16 protein-coding genes and 1 pseudogene are annotated in these 20,874 nt (G+C 70.8%); 12 read left to right on the forward strand and 5 right to left on the reverse strand.

Translation table 11 applies throughout. The features are described 5' to 3' along the window. Positions 1-204: 204 nt before the first annotated feature. The 6 genes from Ari01nite_RS09665 to Ari01nite_RS49695 all read left to right on the forward strand — a co-directional run bounded on the left by Ari01nite_RS09665 (position 205) and on the right by Ari01nite_RS49695 (position 8,155). The gene (locus Ari01nite_RS09665) at positions 205-537 is read left to right on the forward strand and encodes a hypothetical protein (RefSeq protein ID WP_203780785.1); all 333 of its coding nucleotides are present in this window, start codon (positions 205-207) and stop codon (positions 535-537) included. A 2-nt stretch (positions 538-539) separates the two neighbouring features. Next, positions 540-1,271: a nucleotidyl transferase AbiEii/AbiGii toxin family protein gene (locus Ari01nite_RS09670; protein ID WP_203780786.1), complete on the forward strand. Its 732-nt coding sequence runs from the start codon at positions 540-542 to the stop codon at positions 1,269-1,271. A gap of 117 nt (positions 1,272-1,388) precedes the next feature. Further along, positions 1,389-3,977, forward strand: a complete 2,589-nt coding sequence (gene lanKC, locus Ari01nite_RS09675; protein WP_203780787.1) for a class III lanthionine synthetase LanKC — start codon at positions 1,389-1,391, stop codon at positions 3,975-3,977. Then, positions 3,974-4,096 carry a SapB/AmfS family lanthipeptide gene (locus Ari01nite_RS09680; protein WP_203780788.1) on the forward strand — a complete coding sequence of 41 codons (123 nt, stop codon included), beginning with the start codon at positions 3,974-3,976 and terminating at the stop codon, positions 4,094-4,096. The genes lanKC and Ari01nite_RS09680 overlap by 4 nt, the downstream gene beginning before the upstream one ends. Positions 4,097-4,157: 61 nt before the next feature. Beyond that, the gene (locus Ari01nite_RS09685) at positions 4,158-5,816 is read left to right on the forward strand and encodes an ABC transporter transmembrane domain-containing protein (RefSeq protein ID WP_203780789.1); all 1,659 of its coding nucleotides are present in this window, start codon (positions 4,158-4,160) and stop codon (positions 5,814-5,816) included. Positions 5,817-5,875: 59 nt separating this feature from the next. Further along, complete coding sequence (locus Ari01nite_RS49695) at positions 5,876-8,155, forward strand: ATP-binding cassette domain-containing protein (RefSeq protein ID WP_239162610.1); 2,280 nt, start codon at positions 5,876-5,878, stop codon at positions 8,153-8,155. Here the strand turns inward: Ari01nite_RS49695 and Ari01nite_RS09695 are convergent. The 3 genes and pseudogenes from Ari01nite_RS09695 to Ari01nite_RS09705 form a co-directional block, all read right to left on the reverse strand. Then, positions 8,066-8,608, reverse strand: a pseudogene (locus tag Ari01nite_RS09695) (LuxR C-terminal-related transcriptional regulator); the annotation flags it as partial. The gene Ari01nite_RS49695 and the pseudogene Ari01nite_RS09695 sit on opposite strands and share 90 nt — an antisense overlap. A gap of 58 nt (positions 8,609-8,666) precedes the next feature. Then, complete coding sequence (locus Ari01nite_RS09700) at positions 8,667-9,272, reverse strand: response regulator transcription factor (protein WP_203780791.1); 606 nt, start codon at positions 9,270-9,272, stop codon at positions 8,667-8,669. Positions 9,273-9,390: 118 nt separating this feature from the next. Further along, positions 9,391-11,058, reverse strand: a complete 1,668-nt coding sequence (locus Ari01nite_RS09705; protein ID WP_203780792.1) for a hypothetical protein — start codon at positions 11,056-11,058, stop codon at positions 9,391-9,393. Positions 11,059-11,153: 95 nt separating this feature from the next. Between Ari01nite_RS09705 and Ari01nite_RS09710 the strand changes: the two genes are divergently transcribed. After that, positions 11,154-11,684, forward strand: coding sequence for a DUF402 domain-containing protein (locus tag Ari01nite_RS09710; RefSeq protein WP_203780793.1), 531 nt, complete (start codon positions 11,154-11,156; stop codon positions 11,682-11,684). On the opposite strand, the gene Ari01nite_RS09715 is transcribed toward Ari01nite_RS09710, so the two are convergent. After that, entirely contained in the window at positions 11,644-12,144 is a 501-nt protein-coding gene (locus Ari01nite_RS09715; protein ID WP_203780794.1) for a hypothetical protein, read from the reverse strand. The two genes, Ari01nite_RS09710 and Ari01nite_RS09715, sit on opposite strands and share 41 nt — an antisense overlap. 46 nt (positions 12,145-12,190) lie before the next feature. Next, entirely contained in the window at positions 12,191-14,827 is a 2,637-nt protein-coding gene (locus Ari01nite_RS09720; protein ID WP_203780795.1) for a putative bifunctional diguanylate cyclase/phosphodiesterase, read from the reverse strand. Positions 14,828-14,964: 137 nt separating this feature from the next. Here Ari01nite_RS09720 and Ari01nite_RS09725 point away from each other — a divergent pair, with 137 nt between their 5' ends. Genes Ari01nite_RS09725 through Ari01nite_RS09745 form a run of 5 tightly spaced genes read left to right on the forward strand, consistent with a single transcriptional unit; the run spans position 14,965 to position 20,832 of the window. Then, positions 14,965-16,377 carry an ABC transporter substrate-binding protein gene (locus Ari01nite_RS09725; protein WP_203780796.1) on the forward strand — a complete coding sequence of 471 codons (1,413 nt, stop codon included), beginning with the start codon at positions 14,965-14,967 and terminating at the stop codon, positions 16,375-16,377. 2 nt (positions 16,378-16,379) lie between these two features. Then, on the forward strand, positions 16,380-17,411 hold the full coding sequence (locus Ari01nite_RS09730) for an ABC transporter ATP-binding protein (protein ID WP_203780797.1): 1,032 nt from the start codon (positions 16,380-16,382) through the stop codon (positions 17,409-17,411). Next, a complete protein-coding gene (locus Ari01nite_RS09735) occupies positions 17,408-18,325 on the forward strand; it encodes a carbohydrate ABC transporter permease (RefSeq protein ID WP_239162612.1) in 918 nt (305 codons plus the stop codon). The genes Ari01nite_RS09730 and Ari01nite_RS09735 overlap by 4 nt, the downstream gene beginning before the upstream one ends. After that, the gene (locus tag Ari01nite_RS09740) at positions 18,322-19,188 is read left to right on the forward strand and encodes a carbohydrate ABC transporter permease (protein WP_203780798.1); all 867 of its coding nucleotides are present in this window, start codon (positions 18,322-18,324) and stop codon (positions 19,186-19,188) included. The genes Ari01nite_RS09735 and Ari01nite_RS09740 overlap by 4 nt, the downstream gene beginning before the upstream one ends. Before the next feature lie 51 nt (positions 19,189-19,239). Next, complete coding sequence (locus Ari01nite_RS09745) at positions 19,240-20,832, forward strand: hypothetical protein (protein WP_203780799.1); 1,593 nt, start codon at positions 19,240-19,242, stop codon at positions 20,830-20,832. Positions 20,833-20,874 lie beyond the last annotated feature (42 nt).

Genomic DNA, 20,874 nt, shown 5'->3' on the forward strand with positions numbered 1-20,874 from the left:
CGGTTTTCTCCCGTCGCATGGCATTAAGCCACCGATTTGCTAAGGCGCATTTAAAGATGTGCCTCATCTCCCGGCTCCAAATCATTCTCCCCAAATTCATACCCGTCAATAATTTCGGTTTGCAGGTTTGTTGCACGCCGCCGGGTTGGCCACAGGCAGACGACCGGTCCGCCGCGCGGGCCGGATCTTGCGGGACAATGGGTCATGGAGCCGACCGTGCGGCTGCCGTCCCGCTTGCTCGGGGCGGAGAAGCGCATCCCCAACGACCTTGCCATGCTCAACGGCCCTGCCGAGGGCGTGGTCCACCTGCCGAACAGACTCTGCTGGTCGGGCCTGAACGTCTTCGACGTGACCGACCCCGACGACCGCCTGACGCTGTACACCACCCTGCTGGACTGTGGTCAGCTACCGGATGTCATCGAATACATGCACGCCGACTACCTCTGCCAGGATTGGCCGAGGATCCGGCGGTTGACGTCCCGGCGGCTTATCGCCATCTGGGAGTCGCGCCTGCCGGAACTGGCCGCCACCCGCTGACTGTGGAAGATCTGCACAGAAAGCTTCTCAATATCGGCTTCGACGCCGGCAGCGATCTCGGCCTGGTTCTCGCCGGCGGCTATGCACTCACCGCCCACGAGTTGCTCAAGCGGTCGTCCCGCGACATCGACTTCGCCACCGCGACGCAGTTGCCGATGTCGGTGGTCATCTTCCGGCTGGCGCAGGCCTACCGGAACGCGGGCTACCGGGTCGTCATCCTCGAGTCCACGCAGCGCATGGCCCGGCTGAACGTGACGACGCCCGATGCGGAGTGTGAGGTCGACATCCTCAAGGAGGCCATCGGTCCGCCGGCGATGCTGCAGATCGGACCGGTCCTGGCTTTCGAGGACGCCGTCGGGTTGAAGATGCGGGCGCTCCATGAGCGTGCCGCTCATCGCGACTTCATCGACGTGCGCGCCGCGTCGGCGCGGCTGAGCCATCGTGACCTGGAGGCATGTTGCGCCCGGCACACACCGGGATTCTCGCTCGCGGATCTCGCCGACCGGCTTGGGGCGGTCACCGGGCGCCGGCGGTGGGAGTTCTTCACCTACGGCCTCGATGACGACGACATCGACGCCCTGATCCGGTGGGCGATCGAATGGGAGACCGACATTCGTTTGCGCCTGGCGGCCGGCGAAACCGGCCCCGAGCGTGCGGGTGGACGACTACTGGGACGGCTATCTCGATCGACCGTGAAAACGCCGCTTATCCATTGGGGACGGATTCAAACCTGAGATTTGTCATGAGAATCTGCGCCTGTTCGGGGTCGAGCGGGTGACTGGACACACTTCAAGAAACCTCTTCCGGACAGCAGTGTTGAAGGCACACGAGCTGACCGGGAGGGGCGGGAGATGGACGAGCGTTACGACACGTACTGCGCGGTTGATCCGCTCTTCTACGACTCGCTGACCAACACCAAGGCGCCGGCCGTGGCGTTTCTCGCCGGGCGTGAACTGCCCGCCGGGTGGGAGCGGGCGGCCAAGGACGACTGGCTGATCTGCGCGCCGGACGGGGACTCGCTGCCGGCTCAGGGGTGGAAGGTGCACGTGTCGGCGCGGCTGGACAACGCGGAGCGGGTGCTCGGTGTGGTCTGGGACTACTGCTTGGGGCACCGGATCGCGTTCAAGTACCTGCGGGCGCCGCAGATGCTGCTCATGCGCAACGCCAAGTATGCGGCCCGGGGCGCCAGCGGGAAGTTCATCACGGTCTACCCGCATGACGACGCCGAACTCGAGCGGATCTGCGCCGAGTTGAGCGAACTGCTCGACGGGGAGATCGGGCCGACGATCCTGTCCGATCTGCGGTACGGGCCGGGGCCGGTGCACGTGCGCTACGGCGGCTTCGCGGCGCGCTACTGCATGTCCGACGACGGGCAGGTCGTCCCCGCGATCGCCAACGCGCAGGGCACCCTCGTACCCGATCACCGGGACCCGGTCTTCCACCTGCCGGACTGGGTGGAGCTGCCCGAGTTCCTGGCGCCGCACCTCGCGGCCCGCAATGCGGTCAGCACGACGCAGATCCCGTACGCGATCAGCAGCGTTCTGCATTTCTCCAACGGCGGGGGCCTCTACACCGGCACCGACACGCGCACCGGCGCGGCCGTCGTGCTCAAGGAGGGGCGGCCGCATGCCGGCCTCGACGCGACCGGTGCCGACGCGATCACCCGGCTGCGGCGCGAGCACGAGATGCTGACCGCGCTGGCCGGGGTGCCGCAGGTGGTCCGGGCGCACGACCTGTTCGCGCTGGGTGAGCACGAGTTCCTGGTGCTGGAGAAGGTGGATGGCAAGCCGCTGAACCGCGAGCTGGTGCAGCGCTACCCGCTGACCCGGCCCGGCGCGACCGAAGCCGAACTGGCCGCGTTCACCGGCTGGGCCATGCACGTCCTCGACCAGGTGGAGCGGGCCGTGCGGGCCATCCATGAACGCGGAATCGTGTACGGCGACCTGCACCTGTTCAACATCCTGGTGGACGACGACGACCGGATCACGCTGATCGACTTCGAGGTGGCCCGTCCGGTGGGCGCGCCCGGTCCGCCGGCGCTGCGCAACCAGGCGTTCGCCGCGCCCCGCGACCGGACCGGCTTCGCCGTGGACGAGTACGCCCTGGCCTGCCTGCGGCTCGCGCTGTTCCTGCCGCTGACCGCCATGTTGCGGCTCGCGCCGGGCAAGGCCGACCACCTCGCGGAGATCATCGCGGCGCGTTTCCCGGTTCCCGACGACTATTTGACCGATGCCGTACGGGTCATCCGCGGCGAAGACCCGGCCGCGCCCCTGACCGCCGACCGCACCGCGCTGTCGGCCGGCATCCTGGCCAGCGCCACCCCGTCGCGGGACGACCGGCTCTTCCCCGGCGACATCGAGCAGTTCCGCAGCGGCGGCCTCGGTTTCGCGTACGGCGCGGCCGGCGTGCTCTGGGCGCTCCGGACGGCCGGTGCCGGCAGCTTCCCGGACCACGAGCAGTGGCTCGCCGACCGGGTGCGACAACCCGCGTCCGGCAGCCGGCTCGGCTTCTACGACGGCCTGCACGGGATCGCGTACGCCCTGCACGAACTGGGCCGCCGCGACGAGGCGCTCGCCCTGCTCGAGATCTGCCTCGACCAGCCCTGGCGGCACCTGTCGCTGGACCTCGCGAGCGGCCTGGCCGGCGTCGGCCTGTCGCTGACCCACCTGGGCCGCGCGACCGGCGAGCCGCGGGTGATCGCGGCCGCCGACGAGGTGACCAGCCTGCTCGCCGACCGGCTCGGCCAGGCTGCGCCGGCCACCAGCGCGGGGCTCCATCGGGGCGCGAGCGGTCCCGCTCTGCTTTTCCTGCACCGGTACGAGGAGACCGGCGACCCGGCCATGCTGGAGCTCGCGGCCGGCGCGCTGCGGCGCGACCTGCGGCACTGCGTGCTCCGCGAGGACGGCGGCCTGTACGTCGACGAGGGCTGGCGGCACATGCCCTACCTGGCGCACGGCAGCGTGGGCATCGGCATCGTGCTGGACCGCTACCTGCGGCACGCCCCGGACCACGAGTTCGGCGACGAGTTCGGCGACGAGTTCCGCGACGCCGCGACCGCGGTCCGCAAGGTGGCCGCCTCGCCGTTCTACGCCCAGTCCGGCATGTTCGCCGGCCGGGCCGGGATCATCGCGTACCTGGCCACCCGGGTCGCCGGCGGGCTGGAGGACGACGGCGAGCTGTCCCGGCAGGCCGATGCCCTGTCCTGGCACGTGCTGCCGTACCGCGACCGTCTCGCCTTCCCCGGCGACCAGCTGCTGCGGCTCAGCATGGATCTGGCCACCGGAACGGCGGGCGCGCTGCTCGCCCTGGCCATGGCCGGCGATCCGTCGATCGGCCTGCCGTTCCACACCCCGGCGTTATCGCCGGCCACAGACTTCCGGCGCGCGGAAGAACCATCCACCAAGTTGCACCATCAGGAGAGAGAAGGAGTACAGCCATGACGCTTCTGGACCTTCAGGGGATGCAGGTTTCGGCGACCGAGCGCGGCGGCGGAGGCGGCAGCCAGGCCAGCCTGCTTCTGTGTGGCGACAGCTCGCTGAGCGTCACCACCTGTAACTGATCTATCAGGTACGCGGCCCCGCCCGAACCCGGGCGGGGCCTGATTAATCTGGGGGCCCCGGATGCTGCTCCGCCTGGTACGCGACGCCGGTGCACATGTGGTCGTGCTGGCCGTTGCCGGCCTGGTCGGTGCCGTCGCGGAGTTGTTGCTGCCCGCGGCGCTGGGCCGGGCCGTGGACGCGGTGCTGGGCCTGGGCGGGACGGCCACGATCTGGCTCACGGTCGCGATCGCCCTGATCGGTGCCGCGGCCGTGTCCGAGATCCTGCACGACCTGGCCGCGGCGTCCGGGACGGCCCGCGCCACCCGGGTCGTCCGGCACCGGCTGCTGCGAAGGCTGTTCGCGCTGCCCACCGAATCTGCGGCCGGCTACCCGCTGGGCGACCTGGTGGCCCGGCTGTCCAGCCAGTCCGCCGACGCCGGGTCGGCGGCCGCCGCGGTGGTGGGTGGGGTGTTCGCGGTGCTGCCGCCGGTGGGCGGCCTCGTGGCGCTGATCCTGCTCGACTGGCGACTGGGAGCCGCGTACCTCCTCGGTCTTTTGATCTTGGGTTTGCTTCTGCGGGGTTTTGTGACGGACGCGTCCGAGGCGGCGGGCGGCTATCAGCGCGTGCTCGGGACGATGGCGGGGAACCTGGCCGAGGCGCTGGGCGGCAGCCGGACAATCGCCGCCGCCGGCACGGTCGACCGGGAGATCGCGCGGGTGTTGCGCCCCCTGCCGTCGCTGAGCAGATACGGCACCGGGACCTGGACGGCGCTGGCCACCGCGGCGGGCCGGACCGCGCTGCTGGCGCCGCTGACCCTGATCGCCGTGATCGTGGCCGGCGGCCTGCTGCTCGCGCTCGGCAGCCTCACGCCGGGCTCGTTGCTGGCCGCGGTGCAGTATGCGGCGCTGGGTACCGGGCTGGGCGCGGTGCTGGCGACGCTGAACCGGCTGGTGCGGGCCCGGACCGGCGCGGAACGGGTCGCTGCGGTGCTGGACATTATGCCGGCGCCTGCCGGCGCCCGGAACCTGGCCGCCGGACCCGGTGAGCTGCGGCTCGAAGGGGTGACGGTCCGGGCGGGTGGGCGAACGGTGCTGTCCGGGATCGATCTGACCGTGCCGGGTGGCGCGACGGTGGCGGTGGTGGGGCGGTCCGGTGCGGGTAAGTCGGTGCTGGCCGCGGTAGCCGGGGGACTGCGGTCGCCCGGCGCCGGTCGGGTGCTGCTCGACGGGGTGCCGCTGGCGGACTGCGCACCGGATGCCCTGGCCGCCGCGGTGGGCTACGGCTTCGAACGGCCGGTGCTGGTGGGCGCCACCATCGGCGACGCGATCACGATGGGCCGGCCCGGCGGTGCCCGGCGTGCTGCGGAGGTGGCCGCGATCGACGGGTACGTGGCGCGGTTGCCGGGCGGGTATGACACGCCGCTGGACGAGGCGCCGATGTCCGGTGGTGAGCGGCAGAGAATCGGCCTGGCGCGGGCGCTGCGCGGCGACCGGCTGCTGATCCTGGACGACGCCTCGTCCAGTCTGGACACCGTCACCGAGGCCCGGATCACGTCGAGCTTGACGAGAAACGCCGGCGACCGCACGCGCCTGGTGGTCACCCATCGGCGGGCCACGGCGGCCCGGGCCGACCTGGTCGCGTGGGTCGACGGTGGGCGGGTGCGGGCGGTGGCGCCACATCGGGTGCTGTGGGCCGACCCCCGGTACCGGGCTGTGTTCGCCGGCGAGGTGACGGGATGAGTGCTCCGTCCGCGGCCTCTCTGGACGGTCGGCCACCGCCGTCTGCCGCCGTGTTGAGCGTGAGCCGCTACACGCGGGCGGAACTGAGCAGGCAGCGCCACGCGGTCGGGCGGCTGGCCGCGTGGTCGGTGGTCGAGGCGCTGCCCGGCCTGGTCGCGGGGATCGCCACGGCCCGGGCCGTCGACGCGGGCTTCCTCGCCGGGCGGCCGGTGATCGGGGTCGCCTGGCTGGCCGGCTATGCGGTGGCGGCCGGGCTGGGCGCGATCGGTTCCCGGCAGGCGTACCGGTGCCTGGCCGGCGTGGTCGAACCCGTACGCGACCGGCTGGCCGCCCGCGTGGTCACCGGAGAACTCCGCCGGGCCACCGCCCCCGGCGGCCTTAGCGACGGCGCGGCGGTGGCCCGGCTGACCCACCAGGTGGAAATTGTCCGCGACACCCTGGCCGGCCTGCTGACGGTGGCGAGAGGCTTCCTGTTCGGCGCGGTAGCGGCCCTGGCCGGCCTGCTGCTCATCGAACCTCGGCTGGCCGGCCTGGTGACATTGCCGCTGCTAGTGGGCTTGGTCATCTTCCTGGCGCTGCTGCCCGCCATGGTCACCAGGCAGCGCCGCTACGTCCTGGCCGACGAGCGCCTGGGCCGCACGGCCGGCGCGATGCTGCGAGGCCACCGGGACATAGCCGCCGGCAACGCCCGGGACTGGGCGGTGAGTTCGGTGGGTGCCCCGATCGACGCCCAGTACCGCGCCGAACTGTCCCTGGCCCGGATGGGCGCCCTGCGCCGGGTGAGTTTGGCCGTGAGCGGTTGGCTGCCGTTGGTCGTCATCCTGCTGGCAGCCCCGTGGGCGGTGCGCAACGGTGCGGGGGCGGGCGCGGTGCTGGGGGCGATCGTGTACGTGCGCCAGGGGCTGCAGCCGGCGCTGCATTTGCTTATCCAGGGCCTGGCCAGTGGGGGCCTGCGTTATGGGGTGACGTTGGCGCGCCTGCTGGCCGCCACAGCTCAGCCCGCGCTGATCCCACCCACCGCCAATCAGCCTGTCGTCAGCCGGCCCGTCGTCAGCCGGCCCGTCGTCAGCCGGCCTGTCGTCAGCCGGCCTGTCGTCAGCCGGCCTGCCGTCCGCCAGCCCGCCGCATCCCCGGCCCCGGCTGGCCCTACGCCTGCACGTGGTCAACCCACTGCACACGTTGGGTTGCCCGTTGAGTCTTTCGACCTGCGACCTGCGGCTGCCGGTCAATCGGTCGCGTCCAGCGGTGACGACTCCACCTTGTCCGGCGGCGACCAGTCCGTCATGTCACCTGATGACGAGACGGCGGCGCTGGACATGTTGACAGTCAACATGACATCAACAGTTGAGTTGACTGGACTTGATTGCGTGCATACACATGTCCAGCCGAGACCGTCTGGCATGGGTCGACGAGTGGTTGAGCTGGATGGTGTTGAGCTGGATGGTGTTGAGCTGGATGGTGTTGAGCTGGATGGTGTTGAGCGGTGTGGTGCGGCGCTGGCGGCTGGGGAACTGTTGCGGATGCAGGGGGTTTCGTTCCGCTACGGGCCGGCTGCTGAGCCTGTGCTTGACGGTTTTGATCTTGAGGTGCGGGAAGGGGAGCATCTTGCCATCGTGGGGGCCAGTGGGATTGGCAAGTCGACGCTGTCCGCGTTGATGGCGGGGCTGCTGGCGCCGCAGGCGGGGACGGTTCGGGTTGGGCGGGCGCCGGTGCTGCTGCCGCAAGAGGCGTATGTGTTCACCGGGACTGTGGAGGAGAACCTTCGGTACCTCGCTCCCGAAGCGTCAGCTGCCTCTCTCGACGAAGCCGTTGACGTGCTTGGTGCGCGTACCCTCCTCGATCGTCTTGGCGGCTATGCCGCCCGGCTGGAACCCGCGACGCTTTCGGCGGGGGAACGGCAGGTGCTGGCGCTCGTGCGGGCCTATCTCTCGCCGGCTCCGCTCGCCGTGCTGGACGAAGCCACCTGCCACCTTGATCCGGCGGGTGAGGAGCGCGCTGAGCTGGCGTTTGCGGAACGGCCGGGAGCTCTCGTGGTCATCGCGCACCGGATGACGTCGGCGCGGCGGGCCCGGCGGATACTCATGTTCGACGGGAGCCGGCCGGAGCTGGGTGACCACGAGAGCCTGTTGGCGCAGTCCGCGGCGTACCGCGAACTGGTTGGGCACTGGTCAGATCCAGCCGGATTCCTGGGCGATGTGGATGGCCTCGATGCGGTTGCGGGCGCCGGTCTTGGCCAGGATGCGCGACAGGTGGTTGCGCACGGTGCCGGGGGAGAGCGCCAGCTTGCGGGCGATCTCCTTGACCGGGGCGCCGAGCGCGGCGACCGCGAGGATGCGTAGTTCCTTTTCGGACAGCGGCGTCGTCTGGGTCAGGGCGGCCACCAGCAGGTCGCCGTCGACGACGGGTTCACCGGCGGCGAGGCTGCGGATCGCGTCGACGACCCGCTCGGGTGGGGCGCTCTGGCTGAGAAAACCAATGGTCGGGGGTACGGTCGAGAGCCGGCTGGCGATGTTCGGGCGCCGCGGATCGACCAGTACCAGGACTTTTGCGTCGGGTAGCTCGTTGTGCGCCTGCTGTGCGGCCCCGCTCGCGTCGATCACGTGGCCGGCTTCGTCGCTGAGCAACTCCAGGTCGAGCACGGTCACGTCCGGCTTCTCGGTCCGGACCGTCTCGATGGCGCCGTCCACCGCGTCGTGTTCGGCGATCACGTCAATATCGGGCTGAGTGGACAGCACGAACCGCAACGCCCCGCGTAACAGGCCCCCCGGCATCGCCAGCTGGATGCGCACCATGACCCCATCCTCCCCGACGCCGGGCGCGCCGGGGAGGTCCGCTTCTCCGGTTCGGGGTCTACAGCCAGCCGGCCTCCTCGGCGCGCCGGACCGCCTGGAGACGGTTTGGGCAGCTCAGCTTGCGCATGGCGGCGGACAGATAGTTGCGGACGGTGCCCGCCGAAAGAAACAGACGAGTGGCGATCTCCTCACTCGGCAGGCCCTGCGCGGCCAGGCGCAGCACCTCCCGTTCCCGATCGGACAGCGGGTTGTCGACCACGGCCAGGGTGGCGAGCGCGGTCTCCTGGTGGATCATCAGATCACCGGCGGCGACCCGGCGGATCAACGCGGCCAGCTCGCCGGGCGGCTGGGCACGGCTGGCGAACCCGCGTACACCCGCGCAGAGAACCCGACGCAACACGCCCGGCGTATGGGTCGCGCTGAGCGCGACCACCGGGACGGCGGGCAGGGCCTTGACCAGCAGCCGCGCGGTCGACAGCCCGTCGCGGCCCGGCGTGTCGAGATCGACCACGGCCACGTCGGCGGCCGCCTCGGTGACATGAGCGAGAACCTCACGGTCGGTACCGGACGCACCGACGGCCTCCAGACCGTCCTCAACGGATAAAACTGAACAAAGCGCTTCGCGCAGCAGACAAAGGTTGGACACGACAATCGTGCGGATCACCGCTACTCCATTTCGCGGCCCGTCAGGGCATGCCGGGACCGCCACGCGCGGTGGCGTCCGGTGGACAGACGAGTGCTGCGAAAGACCGGCCCGCGCCGTGGCGGCGCCGGTCGAGGAGTTATCCGGGGAGTGCGGTGACGTCCGGGAAGCGCGCGTCGGCGTCCCGGTCGGCCGGCGTCCCGACGAGCCGGAAGATCGGCTCAAGGATTGACCCGGCATCCGCGACAAATCCCGCGGAGTGCGTGTCAGGCCCGCCCGATCGGGCGGTGGGGGCGCCGGTGGGTTGCTCTTGGTGCGGTGCGTCAGCAGGAGCTGGTACGCCGGGAAGGCCGGCTTCGGCTTGCCCGTGCTGGCGGGGCCGGGTCGAGTTGCCGAACGTGTCGGCGCTGCAGCTCGGTGCCGCGATGACGGCGGCGGGGAGGTCGCCCGCGGCGGTTACGGCAGTGGTCGTGGCTGGTCCGCCGAGCGCGACGGCGGGCGACGGAGTCACGGCCGCGTTGGTGATGGGCGCGGTTTCCGGTCCGGGGGTGGCGACGCCGGTGCCGCCGAGCGCGGGCTCTACGGCGGACACGACGGGCGCTACGACTGCTGCGACCTGTCCGGCCAGCGCGGGGAGGAGGTTGCCGGTGGCGGCGGGGAGGAGGTTGCCGGTGACCCTGGGGAGAACCTGGCCGGTCAGCGTGGGGAGGACGTGGCCGGTGGCGGTGGGAAGAAGGTTGCCGGTGACGGCGGGGAGAACCTGGCCGGTCAGCGTGGGGAGGACGTGGCCGGTGGTGGCGGGGAGGAGGTTGCTCGTGAGCGTGCGCGCGACCTGGCTGGTCAGCGGCGGAAGGTGGCTGGTCGGTGCGGGGAGGAACCGGCCGGTTTGGGTGGGGACGGTGACTTCCGGGAGGAGGGCGCCGGTCGGGGAGGGCAGCGATTCGCCGGTTGGTGGGGTGAGGGCATCGGCGGTGACTGCCGGGACTGCCTGAGCGGGCGGTGGCGACAGGAACGGGCCTGTTGGCGCGAGGTGATGGCCGGTCGCTGAAAGTGCTGATCCGGGGGCTCGATCTGCGGACAGATCGGGAATTTTCGGCTTGCGGGGATTGGTGTCCTCGGAGCGGTTGCCGGTGGCGGTGGCGCTGTTGTCGAGGGCTTGTGGCCTGCTCTCCGGGTTCAGTGGGGGCGTCGGGGGGCTCAGAGTGCGCGGGGTGGCGGGCACCGACGCGGTGGCCGGCGTCAGGGTGCGCGGAAGCTTGGGCGCGAGGGCGGGCGGCGTAGCTGCGGGCTCTGCGGCGGGTTGGTGATCCGCTGTCGCTTCGTCGGCCGCTGTCTTGGAAGGCGGCCGGCTTTCGGTGGCTGGCTTGCGCTCGGGGGCGCCGGAGCTGCTGGCAGTGGTGGCTGGCTTGCGCTCGGGGGCGCCGGAGCTGCTGGCAGCGGTGGCTGGCTTGCGCTCGGCTCGCGCGTTGGCGGTGGGAGCGGGCTTGCCCTCGCCATCGGTGGCCGCATCCCTGAGCGTTGTGCCGGCGGCGGATTTGGCTGCCTTGGGTGCTTCCTTTGACCTGCTGGACGCCGTTTCCGGACGCAGATCTTCGGTGGCGGCGGTCAGCAGCGGGTCGGTTACTGCGGAAATCACGCTTCCGGGGGACGGGTCGGCGTGGGCCGTGGCGGAGGACAGCGCCGACAGCAGCACGTAGGCGGCGGCTGCGGACAGGGCCAGGACGACCGCTCGTGCCAGGAGCCTCAGCGGGAGTGCCTGGGTGGGCGCTTCCGTGAGGGTGGCTGGTGCGACGCTGGTGTCGTTCATGCCCGCTTTCTGCTACGCCGGTCGATTTCTCCGAACGAACGTAACAGGGTTGTTGCTTGATCGCTGGGTGGGCGGGGACCGGTAGGTTCGGGGTCATGGGTGTGGCTGTTCGGTTTACCAAATGGGGTGGGTCGCGGCACTGGGAATATGAGCTGGAGCCGCTCGGGCATGATCGGTTCGGGTGGTGGCTGGGCGGACGGACCGGGATTTCGCTTCGCCGGGGGACGGAGGCGCCGGTCGCGCAGCCGCATGACTTTGTGGCCCTTGTTCCCGCTGACGGGTGCTGGATCGCCAACTGGAACGCGGACGCGGACACCGAGATGGAGATCTATGTGGACGTGACCGACCAGCCGGTGTGGACGGGCGAGCTGGTCCGGGCCGTGGATCTGGATCTGGATGTGGTCCGGCTGCGGGACGGCACTGTGGAACTGCTCGACGAGGACGAGTTCGCCGAGCATCAGGTCCGGTACGGCTATCCGGCCGACGTCGTCGCGCGGGCGCAGGCCACGGCGGCGGAGCTGATGGCTCGGGTGCGGGACCGGGACGAGCCGTTCGGGGACGTCGGGCGGGCCTGGCTGGAGCGGTTCAGCAGCGCTTCGACCACAGGTCGCGCGACTCGGTCCTGAAGTTCGCCGTCAAGGCCGACGTTGTCGTGGTTGACGTCAGGCGTACGGCATCAATGGTCTTGCCTTTGGGGTTGGGACAGGGCGCGCCCACCGCGGGTGCCACCGAGGTGCCGGAGATGCCGCTGATCGCGCCGGCCAGACGGAAACCGGTGACCTGGGAACTCTTTCGCATGATCGTGGTGGCCAGGTCCATCCGCATGGTCTGGCGGTAGTGGGTGGCCTTGGTCTTGAGGGTGCCGCAGCGGACGGCGTACCGGTCCTCGATCAGTGTGGTGTGGCTGAAGGTGACCTTGGCGGCGCGGGTCCGCAGCTTCGCCTCGGTCCAGCCGAACGCGGTGCGCAGCTCGCCGGCGGTGACGAAGCCGGTCATGGTCGCGGGGTGGTAGGTGGGCGACCCGGCCGCCGTGCTGGCGAGCGCGAGACCGACGGTGAGAACAGTGGCGAGACCGTGGGAGCGCATAAGTGCCGATGGTCCCACGAAACCGCCCAATTCGGCGCTTAAACCGTCAGGTGCGCGCGTCGCGATGCTGTTCCAGCAGGGCCTCCAGGTGCTCGGCCGGCATCGGCGGGCCCAGCAGGTCGCCCTGGCCCAGGCGGCAGCCGGCGGAGCGCACGGTGTCGAGGTCGGCGGTGGCCTGGAGGCCGTGCGCGATCACCTCGAGGCCGAGGCGCTGGCTCAGCGCGACCGTCGCGTCCAGCACCTCGCCGATGTGCCGGCCGGCGTCGGAGGACTGGCCGAACACGTCCCGGTCGATCTTGAGCAGGTCGATCGGCAGGATGCGCAGGCGGCTCAGCGAGGTGGGGCCGGCGCCGAAGTTGTCGATCGCGGTGCGGATGCCCTGCGCACGCAGGCGGCCCAGGTGCGAGGCGAGATCCTCGGCCGCGAGCAGGTCCGGCTCGGCGATCTCGAGGACCAGGGCCGAGGGCGGGATCCGGTACGTCTCGAGGGCCGTCGGCAGGCTGGCCTGGAACGACGGACCGGCCAGCTCGCCGGGGCGCACGTTGACGGCCAGCCACAGCGACTCGTGCTGGCGGCGCCAGCCGGCGAGCAGGCGGCACGAGCGGTGCAGTTGCCAGTGCTCGATCTGCGCCAGCAGGCCCAGGTCCTCGGCGAGCGGCAGCAGCTCGGCGGCCGGCACCCGGCCCAGCGTGGGATGCCGCCAGGAGAGCAGCGCCTCGACGCCGACCGGGCGGCGACTCGGCAGGTCGAAGACGGGCTGGTAGTGCACGTCCAACTCGCCGCGGGCCACCGCGCCGGGCAGATCCTGCTCCAGCGTGGACCGGCGCAGCAGCCGGGTCTCCATCTCCTCGTCGTACCACTCCACCGCGCCGGGCGGACCGGAACGCACCGAGCGCAGCGCGAGGGCGGCGCGGCGCACCACCTCGTCGACGTCGGTGTCGGCGGTACGGTCGGCCAGCCCGGCCCAGGCGGACAGGTGCGACGAGGTGCCGGCCACCAGGTAGGGCGCGGTCAGCGCGTTGAGCAACTGGCTGGCCAGCAGGTGCGCGCGGACCGCGCCGCAGCGGGTCAGCACCGCGAATCGGGAATCGCCCAGCCGGGCCGTGACGTCGGCGCTGTCCACTCCGTTGCGCAGCCGGCGGGCGGCCTCGACCACCACCGCCTCGGCCAGGTCGGGGCCGTGCACGTCGCCGATCGCGGTGAGCCCGCCCAGTTCGATCACGATCATCGCGCCGGCGTCCGGGACGAGTTCGGCGGCCCGCCGCAGGCCCTGCCGGTTGGCCAGGCTGGTCGGGTGGTCGAGGTGGGCCGACTCGCGCAGCGTCTGCTCGAGGTCGCGCAGGTCGCTCACGTCCCGGACGTGCACCACCAGGGTGTGCCCGGGCTCGGCCGGGTCGGAGCCGCTGGTGGTCCACTCGGTGGCCCGCCAGCGGCCGAAGCCGTCGCGCAACTGGACCGCGATGCTGTCGGCGGACGGCTCGGAGCGGGCCAGCATCCGGGCGCCGAGGAACGCGTGCACCTCGTCGGCCTGCATCGGATGCACCAGCGCGGCCGCCTGCCGGCCCAGCACGTCCTGGTCGGACAGGCCGAACTGGCGGGCCGCGGCCGGCGACTGCCAGCGCACCGCGAGGTCGGCATCCAGCACCATGGCCACGTCGGCCGAGCCGAACACCAGGCTGCGCAGCCGGTTGCCCTGGCTGGTGAGGTGGTCGGCGTGCCGGCGCAGCGCCACCGCCGAGGTCCACTCCCGGCCGGCCACCGCCATGATCGCGGTGACCCCCAGGACGATCGAGAACGGGTCGACCCGGCCGCCGTGCAGCAGGTGGTAGACCGTGACCAGCGTCGAACCGAGGATCGGCAGCGCGAACAGCGGGAAGCTGGCCGACGGCTCGCTGCCGGCCGGCGGGATCGGGCGGACGTCGGGATGGATGCGCACCGAGCCGTACCAGAGCAGGCCGGCCGCCACGTTGATCGCGGCGGCGGCCACCAGGGTGGCGATCGAGGCGTTCGGGATGAACGGGAAATCGTGGCCGAACACCATCGCGGTCAGCCCGATCAGCGACAGGGCCGCGCCGCCGCCACACCACTGGAGCGCGGCCCGGTGCCGGATCGCGTGCACCCCGGCGACCGCCACGGTGGCGGCCGCGGCGGCGCCGAAGATCAATGCGGTGATGGCCGCGCCGCGCCGATTGTCCGGGTTGCTGAACAGCAGCAGCCAGGGCGGGAAGATCAGGCAGGCGGTCACGCCGACGGTGTCCAGGCCGGTGCGCAGCCGGGCCAGCGGGTCGCGCCGCTGCGCCGGGCGCAGCACCGCCGGCAGGTAGAAGGCGGTCACCAGGAACAGGCTGACCAACGGAATCTCGGCCGGCAGCGGCACGTCGGCGACCAGCCGGTGCGGTGCCACCCAGGCGGCGATGCCGCTCGCCAGGCCGGCCGCCGCGGTGAGCAGGACGCCGGCGGCCAGGGCGATCGCCCGCAGGCGGGGCCCCTTCGTGCGGCCCCGCAGCATGGCCACCGCGAACCCGGCCGAGCCGGCCGCCAGCAGGCCCGCGGCGGTCTCGACCGGCAGCAGCGTCAGGGCAGCCGTCAGCAGGCTCGCGCCCAGCAGCGCGGCCACGGCGTGGATCGTCGGCCGTCCGGCCGAGGGGAAGACCATGCGTGTCATCCGTTTGCGAGGGGTCATCCGGTTGCACCGTACCTATCAACGAGTGACGGAGCGTGCGGTAACGGCGACGGTTCGGCGACAGATCATTGTGGACCGTGGTGATCTATCTCACCTGGACCTACGGTCGTCGATGTACCCCCTGAAGGGAGGCACCGATGACCAGCCGACGCGACCTGTTGCGGGCGACCGGCGGATTGGCACTCGGCGCGGCATTCGGCGGGACCCTCGCCGGATGCGCGAGCGAGGAGGACGCGGGCCCCGGTGGCCCGGCCGCGCCGCCGTCCGGGGCACCCGCCGAAACGTACGCCGAACCCGCCGCGAAACTGTCCGGCAACCTGAGCATTCTGCTGTGGAGCCACTTCGTCCCCAGCCACGACACCTGGTTCGACCGGTTCGCCAAGGAGTGGGGCACCAAGGCCGGGGTCAACGTCACGGTCGACCACATCGACCAGGCGCAGATCACCACCCGGATCGCCGCCGAGATCGCGGCCGGCCAGGGCCACGACATGATCCAGTTCATCGCGCCGCTGTCCCAGTTCGAGCCGAGCGTGCTCGACCTCAAGGACCTCACCGACGAGGCCGTCAAGCGCTGGGGCAAGCAGCTGGAGCTGTGCACCAAGTCGAGCTTCAATCCGAGTACGGGGAAGTTCTACGCGTACTCGCCGGGCTGGGTGCCCGACCCCGGCAACTACCGCAAGTCGCTCTGGGAACCGGCGGGTTTCCCGAACGGGCCGGCCTCGTGGGACGACCTGCTTAAGGGCGGCGCGCAGATCAAGAAGTCGCAGGGCGTGCAGATGGGCCTCGGCATGTCCCAGGAGATCGACTCCAACATGGTGCTGCGCGGCCTGATGTGGACACACGGCGCCTCGATCCAGGACGCGAACGAACGCGTGGTGATCAACTCGCCGGAGACGATCCAGGCGGTCGAGTTCATGGCCCGGCTGTTCAAGGACACCATGACGAACGAGGTCTTCTCCTGGAACGCGGCCAGCAACAACCAGGGCCTGGTGGCCGGCAAGATGTCGTACATCGTCAACTCGATCTCGGCGTGGCGCACCTCGCAGGGCACCAATCCGCAGGTCGCCGACGACGTCCACTTCGTGCCGGCGCTGCGCGGGCCGGCCGGGCAGTTCGCGGCCCAGCACGTCCTCTACAACTGGATCGTCCCCAAGCACGCGCGCAACCCCGACGCGGCCAAGGAGTTCCTGCTCCACTACACCGGCAACTTCGCGGCGGCCACCTACGCCAGCAAGCTGTACGACTTCTGCGCGTTCGACGGCCGCACCCCCGGCCTGAAGGGCTGGCTGGCCAGCGACCCGTTCGGCGGCAAACCGGCCGACAAGCTCAGCCTGCTGGCCGACGCGACCGCGTGGAGCGTCAACATCGGCCACCCCGGCCCGGCCAACACCGCCGAGGGCGAGATCTTCAACACCTTCGTGATCCCCAACATGTTCGCCCGGGTGGCCCGCGGTGAACAGACCGCCCAGCAGTCCGTGTCCGCCGCCGAAGCCCAGGTCAACGCGGTCTTCACCAAGTGGCGTCAGCAGGGCCTGGTCGGAAAGGGCTGAGCGTGGCGATCGTCGAGCTGAAGAACCTGGTCAAGGAGTTCCCGGGCGGCGTGCGCGCGGTCGACGGCATCGACCTGGCGACCGAGGAGGGCGAATATCTCGTCCTGCTCGGCCCGTCCGGCTGCGGCAAGACCACGCTGCTGCGGATGATCGCGGGCCTCGAGGAACCCACGTCCGGCGACGTGCTGATCGACGGGCACGTGGTCACCGGCCTGCCACCGCGCGCCCGGCAGATCGCCATGGTGTTCCAGAGCTACGCGCTTTACCCCCACAAGACCGTGTACGCCAACATCGTGTTCCCGCTGCGGGCGGCCAAAATGCCCAAGGACGAACGCGATCGCAAGGCGCAGTGGGCGGCGTCGCTGCTGGGCATCGCGCACCTGCTCGGCCGCAAGCCCCGGCAGCTGTCCGGGGGCGAGCGGCAGCGGGTGGCGCTGGCCCGGGCCCTGGTCCGCCAGCCGAAGGTCTTCCTGCTCGACGAGCCGCTGTCCAACCTGGACGCCAAACTCCGGGCGAGCGCCCGCGACGAGCTCAAACGCTTCCAGGACGAGGTCGACACCACCACGGTCTACGTCACGCACGACCAGGTCGAGGCCATGGGCCTCGGAGACCGGATCGCGGTGCTCTCCGAGGGTCGCTTGCGCCAGGTGGGTCCACCCATGCAGGTGTACGACGACCCGGCGGACACCTTCGTGGCGACGTTCATCGGTTCGCCGCCGATGAACCTCGTGCCCCGGGAGGACGTGCTGGTCGGCTTCCGGCCCGAGCATCTGTTGCCGGCGGGTGACCGGGTGCCGGACGGGTGGGTGACCGTCAAACTCGCGGTCGACCGGGTGGAATACCTGTCCGGCGACCGGCACGTCTGGGGCACCGCGCAGGGTCTGGGCGAGCCGACCCGGGTGGTGTCCCGGCTGCCGGCCATCGTCGACGCGCCGGTCACGGTCGGCGAGGAGCAACGTTTCGTGGTGGCCGGACCGCGGTTCCGCTTCTTCTCGGCGAGTGACGGAAGGCGTACGGCCGGGGTAAAGCTGTGACCGCGACGACGGACGCGCCCCGGCGGCGCCTCGCCGACCGCGAGGGCACGCTGGCCTGGCTGTTCCTGATGCCGAGCGTCGTCTACATCCTGGCGCTGGTGGCGGTGCCGTTCGTGCTGGCGGTCGGGCTGGCGCTGTCGGACGTGACCGCGGGTGACCCGTCCTACGACTGGGTCGGGCTGCGCAACTTCCGGCGGATCTTCGACGATCCGGTGTTCTGGCAGTCGCTGGGCAACACGTTCGTCTTCACGCTGGTGTCGATGGTGCTGATCGTGGTGCTCGGCAAGGTGCTGGCGAACATCCTGGTGGCCGACTTCCGCGGCAAGTGGGTGGTGCGTTTCCTGGTGCTGCTGCCGTGGACCACGCCGGTCGCGCTGTCGACGATCTCGTGGCTGTGGATGCTGGACTCGATCTTCTCGCCGATCGACTGGGTTCTGCGCAAGATCGGTTTGCTCGGCGGCACCTCGTCAAACATGTACTGGCTGGGGGAGCCGGTGCTGGCGATGGCGAGCGTCATCGCGGTGCACGTGTGGCGGCTGACGCCGCTGGCCGCGGTCATCATGGTGGCCGGGCTGGTGGCGATCCCGCGTGACCTGAACGAGGCCGCGCGGGTCGACGGTGCCGGCTACTGGCGGCGGATGTTCGAGATCACGGTGCCGCTGGTGCTGCCGGTCGCGGCCGTGGCGGCGCTGTTCGGCGCGATCTTCACGTTCACCGACATGGCGGTGGTGGACGTGCTGACCAACGGCGGGCCGAACAACGCCACGCAGGTGCTGACCAGCTGGGCGTTCTTCCGCGGCATCGACGGCGGCGACGTCGGGCAGGGGGCGGCGATCGCGCTGTTCCTGTTCCCGCTGCTGCTGGCGGCGGCGATCGCGATCCTGCGGGCGGTGCGGCGGATGGAGGTGCGATGACATCGTCGTTGGCCGTTCGTTATCGGCGCCGGCATCTGCTGGCCCGGTGCGGACTGTATTTCGGGGCGGTGCTGGCGGCGTTCCTGTGTGCTGCTCCGTTCCTGTGGAGTCTGGTGACGGCCTTCAAGCAGAACCGGGACCTCTACAACCCGGCGAACAACCCGTTCGCCTTCAACCGGCCGGCCACCTCGGATCACGTGCTGTACCTGTTCGAGCGGACGTCGTTCGTGACCTTCGCCTGGAACACCCTGTGGGTGGGCCTGCTGGTCGTGGCGGTCACGCTGCTGCTCGGCCTGCCGGCGGCGTACGCGCTGGCCCGCCTGGACCGGCCGTGGGCGGGGTGGTTCGGCGTCGCGATCTTCCTGGTCTACCTGGTGCCCCCAAGTCTGCTGTTCCTTTCGTTGTCGCGCTTGATCGTGACGCTGGGCCTGCAGGACTCGACGTGGTCGCTGGTCCTGATCTACCCGACGATCACGATTCCGGTGTCGATCTGGCTGTTGATCGGCTTCCTGAAGACCGTGCCGCGCGACATCGAGGAACAGGCGATGGTCGACGGGTACAGCCGGCTGGGAGCCTTCTGGCGGGCTGTGGTGCCGCTGACGTTCCCGGGCATCGTGGCGGTCGTGGTGTTCGCCTTCACGCTGACGGCCAGCGAGTTCATCTACGCGCTGGCGTTCGTCTCGCCGACCACCGAAAAGGTGCTGTCGACCGGGGTCCCGACCGAGCTGGTCCGGGGGGACGTCTTCTTCTGGCAGTCCTTGCAGGCGGCGACCGTTCTGGTCGCGATCCCGATAGCGATCGTCTTCAACCTCTTCCTGGACCGGTTCGTGGCCGGCTTCACGCAGGGGGCGGTCAAGGGGTGACCATCGGCGCGGGGCGGCGCGGCGCGGCCGGTTCGGGTAGGTTGCAGCCCCATGCCCTCCCTCAAAACCCGCCTCGCGGCGGGCGTGGCCGCACTGATCGGCGCCGTGTCCGTCTGTGCTTCGTCACCCTCGCCCGCGCTGGCCGCGGGGCCGCACCTGGAAATCTCCTACGACACCGCCGGCGAAATCGACAACAGTGGCCGGCTGGTCGGTGCCTACGCCTACAACTGGGGCGACGAGCCGGCCAGTGACGTGACGATGACGTTCGACGCCAGCGGCCTGCGCGATGTCGACATCAGCGTGCCCGACTGGATCGAGTACTGCGGGCTCGACGGCCAGATCGTCACCTGCCGGCTGCCGGGTCTGGCCGCGGAGCACACCGAGTGGTTGCACGTGTTCGAGCTGAAGAGCAAGCAACAGGCCAGGCCGGGCCCGGCCGGAGCGGTCAAGGGTACGATGCGCGGGTTCGGTCCCGACGGCACCGAATACACCGGCGGCGGTGAGCTCGACGTCACGATCGTGGCGAGCGGCCCCGATCTGGTCGCGTCCACTGCGGACATCAACAGCGCGGACGACCCCGTCGGCGGTGGCGACGTGCGTCCGGTGACGGCCGCCATCTTCAACGACGGCGACACGCCGACCGGTGACTGGTACGTCCAGGTCTCGGTGCCCACCGGTGCCGGCATCGTCGAGCAGTACTCGGACTGCGAATACCGGGACTGGTGGCCGGGCGAGCACCCCGCCGGCTACGTCTACGGCCCCAATGTGGTCACCTGCCGGGCGCCCGCGGACTTGGAGCTCGAGGCCGGCGAAGGGCTCGCCTTCGTCGACGATGCCGGCGAGTCGCTCTTCCACGTCGCGTTCGGCAAGAACCTGCGCGGTCCCGACCAGACCGGCGGAGCCGTCGAGGTCGGCCTCGTCGAGGATCTCGAGTCCGAGCGGGCGTCCAGCAAGCTGTCCCGCAAGGGGGCGTCCGGCAAGTCGTTCGCGGACGCGGTCGCCGGTCTGAAGCCCGTCACCCGGGCCGCCCTGCGGGAAGGCAACACCGACAACAACTGGGCTGACTTCGCCATCTGGACCAAGCCGAACAAGCAGGACTTCGCCGTCACCGCGGAGCCGGTCAGCGGCAGCATCGGCGAAATCGTGGAGATCCCGTACACCGTGATCAACAACGGCCCGGCCGACGGCGGCGCCGGCTGGACCTTCCGGGCGCCGACCGGCACCGTGCTGGTCAGCGACGGTGCAGACGACCGGCCGTGGTGCTACTTCGTCGACGATGACGGCCGCCCGGTCAAGGAACTGCCCGAGGTCCGCTGCAGCACCGAGGGTGAGTTCCCGGCCAAGGCTTCCGGCTACCAGGGCGTCAGCGCGACGATGAAGCTCCGGATCATCTCCACGCCGGGCGACGACGGCACCCTGCGGGTCCGGCCGTTCCCCGAGAACTCCGAGGCCAACCCGGCCAACGACGAAGTCAAACTGGTCGTCACGGTCGGCAGCGGTGGCAGCGGCGGCGACGGTGGCGGCCTGCCGGTCACCGGGGCCAACCCGGCGCTCGTCGGCGGCATCGGCGGTGGTGTCGTGGCGATCGGCGCGGCATTGGTCCTCTTCGCCAGGCGCCGCCGGGTAGTCGTCGTCAGCGAGTAGCACCGACACCCACAAAGGGGGCACCGCCGGACCCGGCGGTGC

Origin of the sequence: Paractinoplanes rishiriensis (assembly GCF_016862375.1) — a bacterium.
GTDB lineage: Bacteria > Actinomycetota > Actinomycetes > Mycobacteriales > Micromonosporaceae > Actinoplanes > Actinoplanes rishiriensis.

Excerpts from the sequence above, each read along its gene's own strand:
- Ari01nite_RS09680 (WP_203780788.1), top strand. The coding sequence starts at position 3,974 with ATGACGCTTCTGGACCTTCAGGGGATGCAGGTTTCGGCGACCGAGCGC.
- Ari01nite_RS09715 (WP_203780794.1), bottom strand. The coding sequence starts at position 12,144 with ATGCGCTCCCACGGTCTCGCCACTGTTCTCACCGTCGGTCTCGCGCTC.
- Ari01nite_RS09745 (WP_203780799.1), top strand. The coding sequence starts at position 19,240 with ATGCCCTCCCTCAAAACCCGCCTCGCGGCGGGCGTGGCCGCACTGATC.
- Ari01nite_RS09740 (WP_203780798.1), top strand. The coding sequence starts at position 18,322 with ATGACATCGTCGTTGGCCGTTCGTTATCGGCGCCGGCATCTGCTGGCC.
- Ari01nite_RS09725 (WP_203780796.1), top strand. The coding sequence starts at position 14,965 with ATGACCAGCCGACGCGACCTGTTGCGGGCGACCGGCGGATTGGCACTC.
- Ari01nite_RS09720 (WP_203780795.1), bottom strand. The coding sequence starts at position 14,827 with ATGACCCCTCGCAAACGGATGACACGCATGGTCTTCCCCTCGGCCGGA.
- Ari01nite_RS09705 (WP_203780792.1), bottom strand. The coding sequence starts at position 11,058 with ATGAACGACACCAGCGTCGCACCAGCCACCCTCACGGAAGCGCCCACC.
- Ari01nite_RS09665 (WP_203780785.1), top strand. The coding sequence starts at position 205 with ATGGAGCCGACCGTGCGGCTGCCGTCCCGCTTGCTCGGGGCGGAGAAG.
- lanKC (WP_203780787.1), top strand. The coding sequence starts at position 1,389 with ATGGACGAGCGTTACGACACGTACTGCGCGGTTGATCCGCTCTTCTAC.
- Ari01nite_RS09685 (WP_203780789.1), top strand. The coding sequence starts at position 4,158 with ATGCTGCTCCGCCTGGTACGCGACGCCGGTGCACATGTGGTCGTGCTG.
- Ari01nite_RS09710 (WP_203780793.1), top strand. The coding sequence starts at position 11,154 with ATGGGTGTGGCTGTTCGGTTTACCAAATGGGGTGGGTCGCGGCACTGG.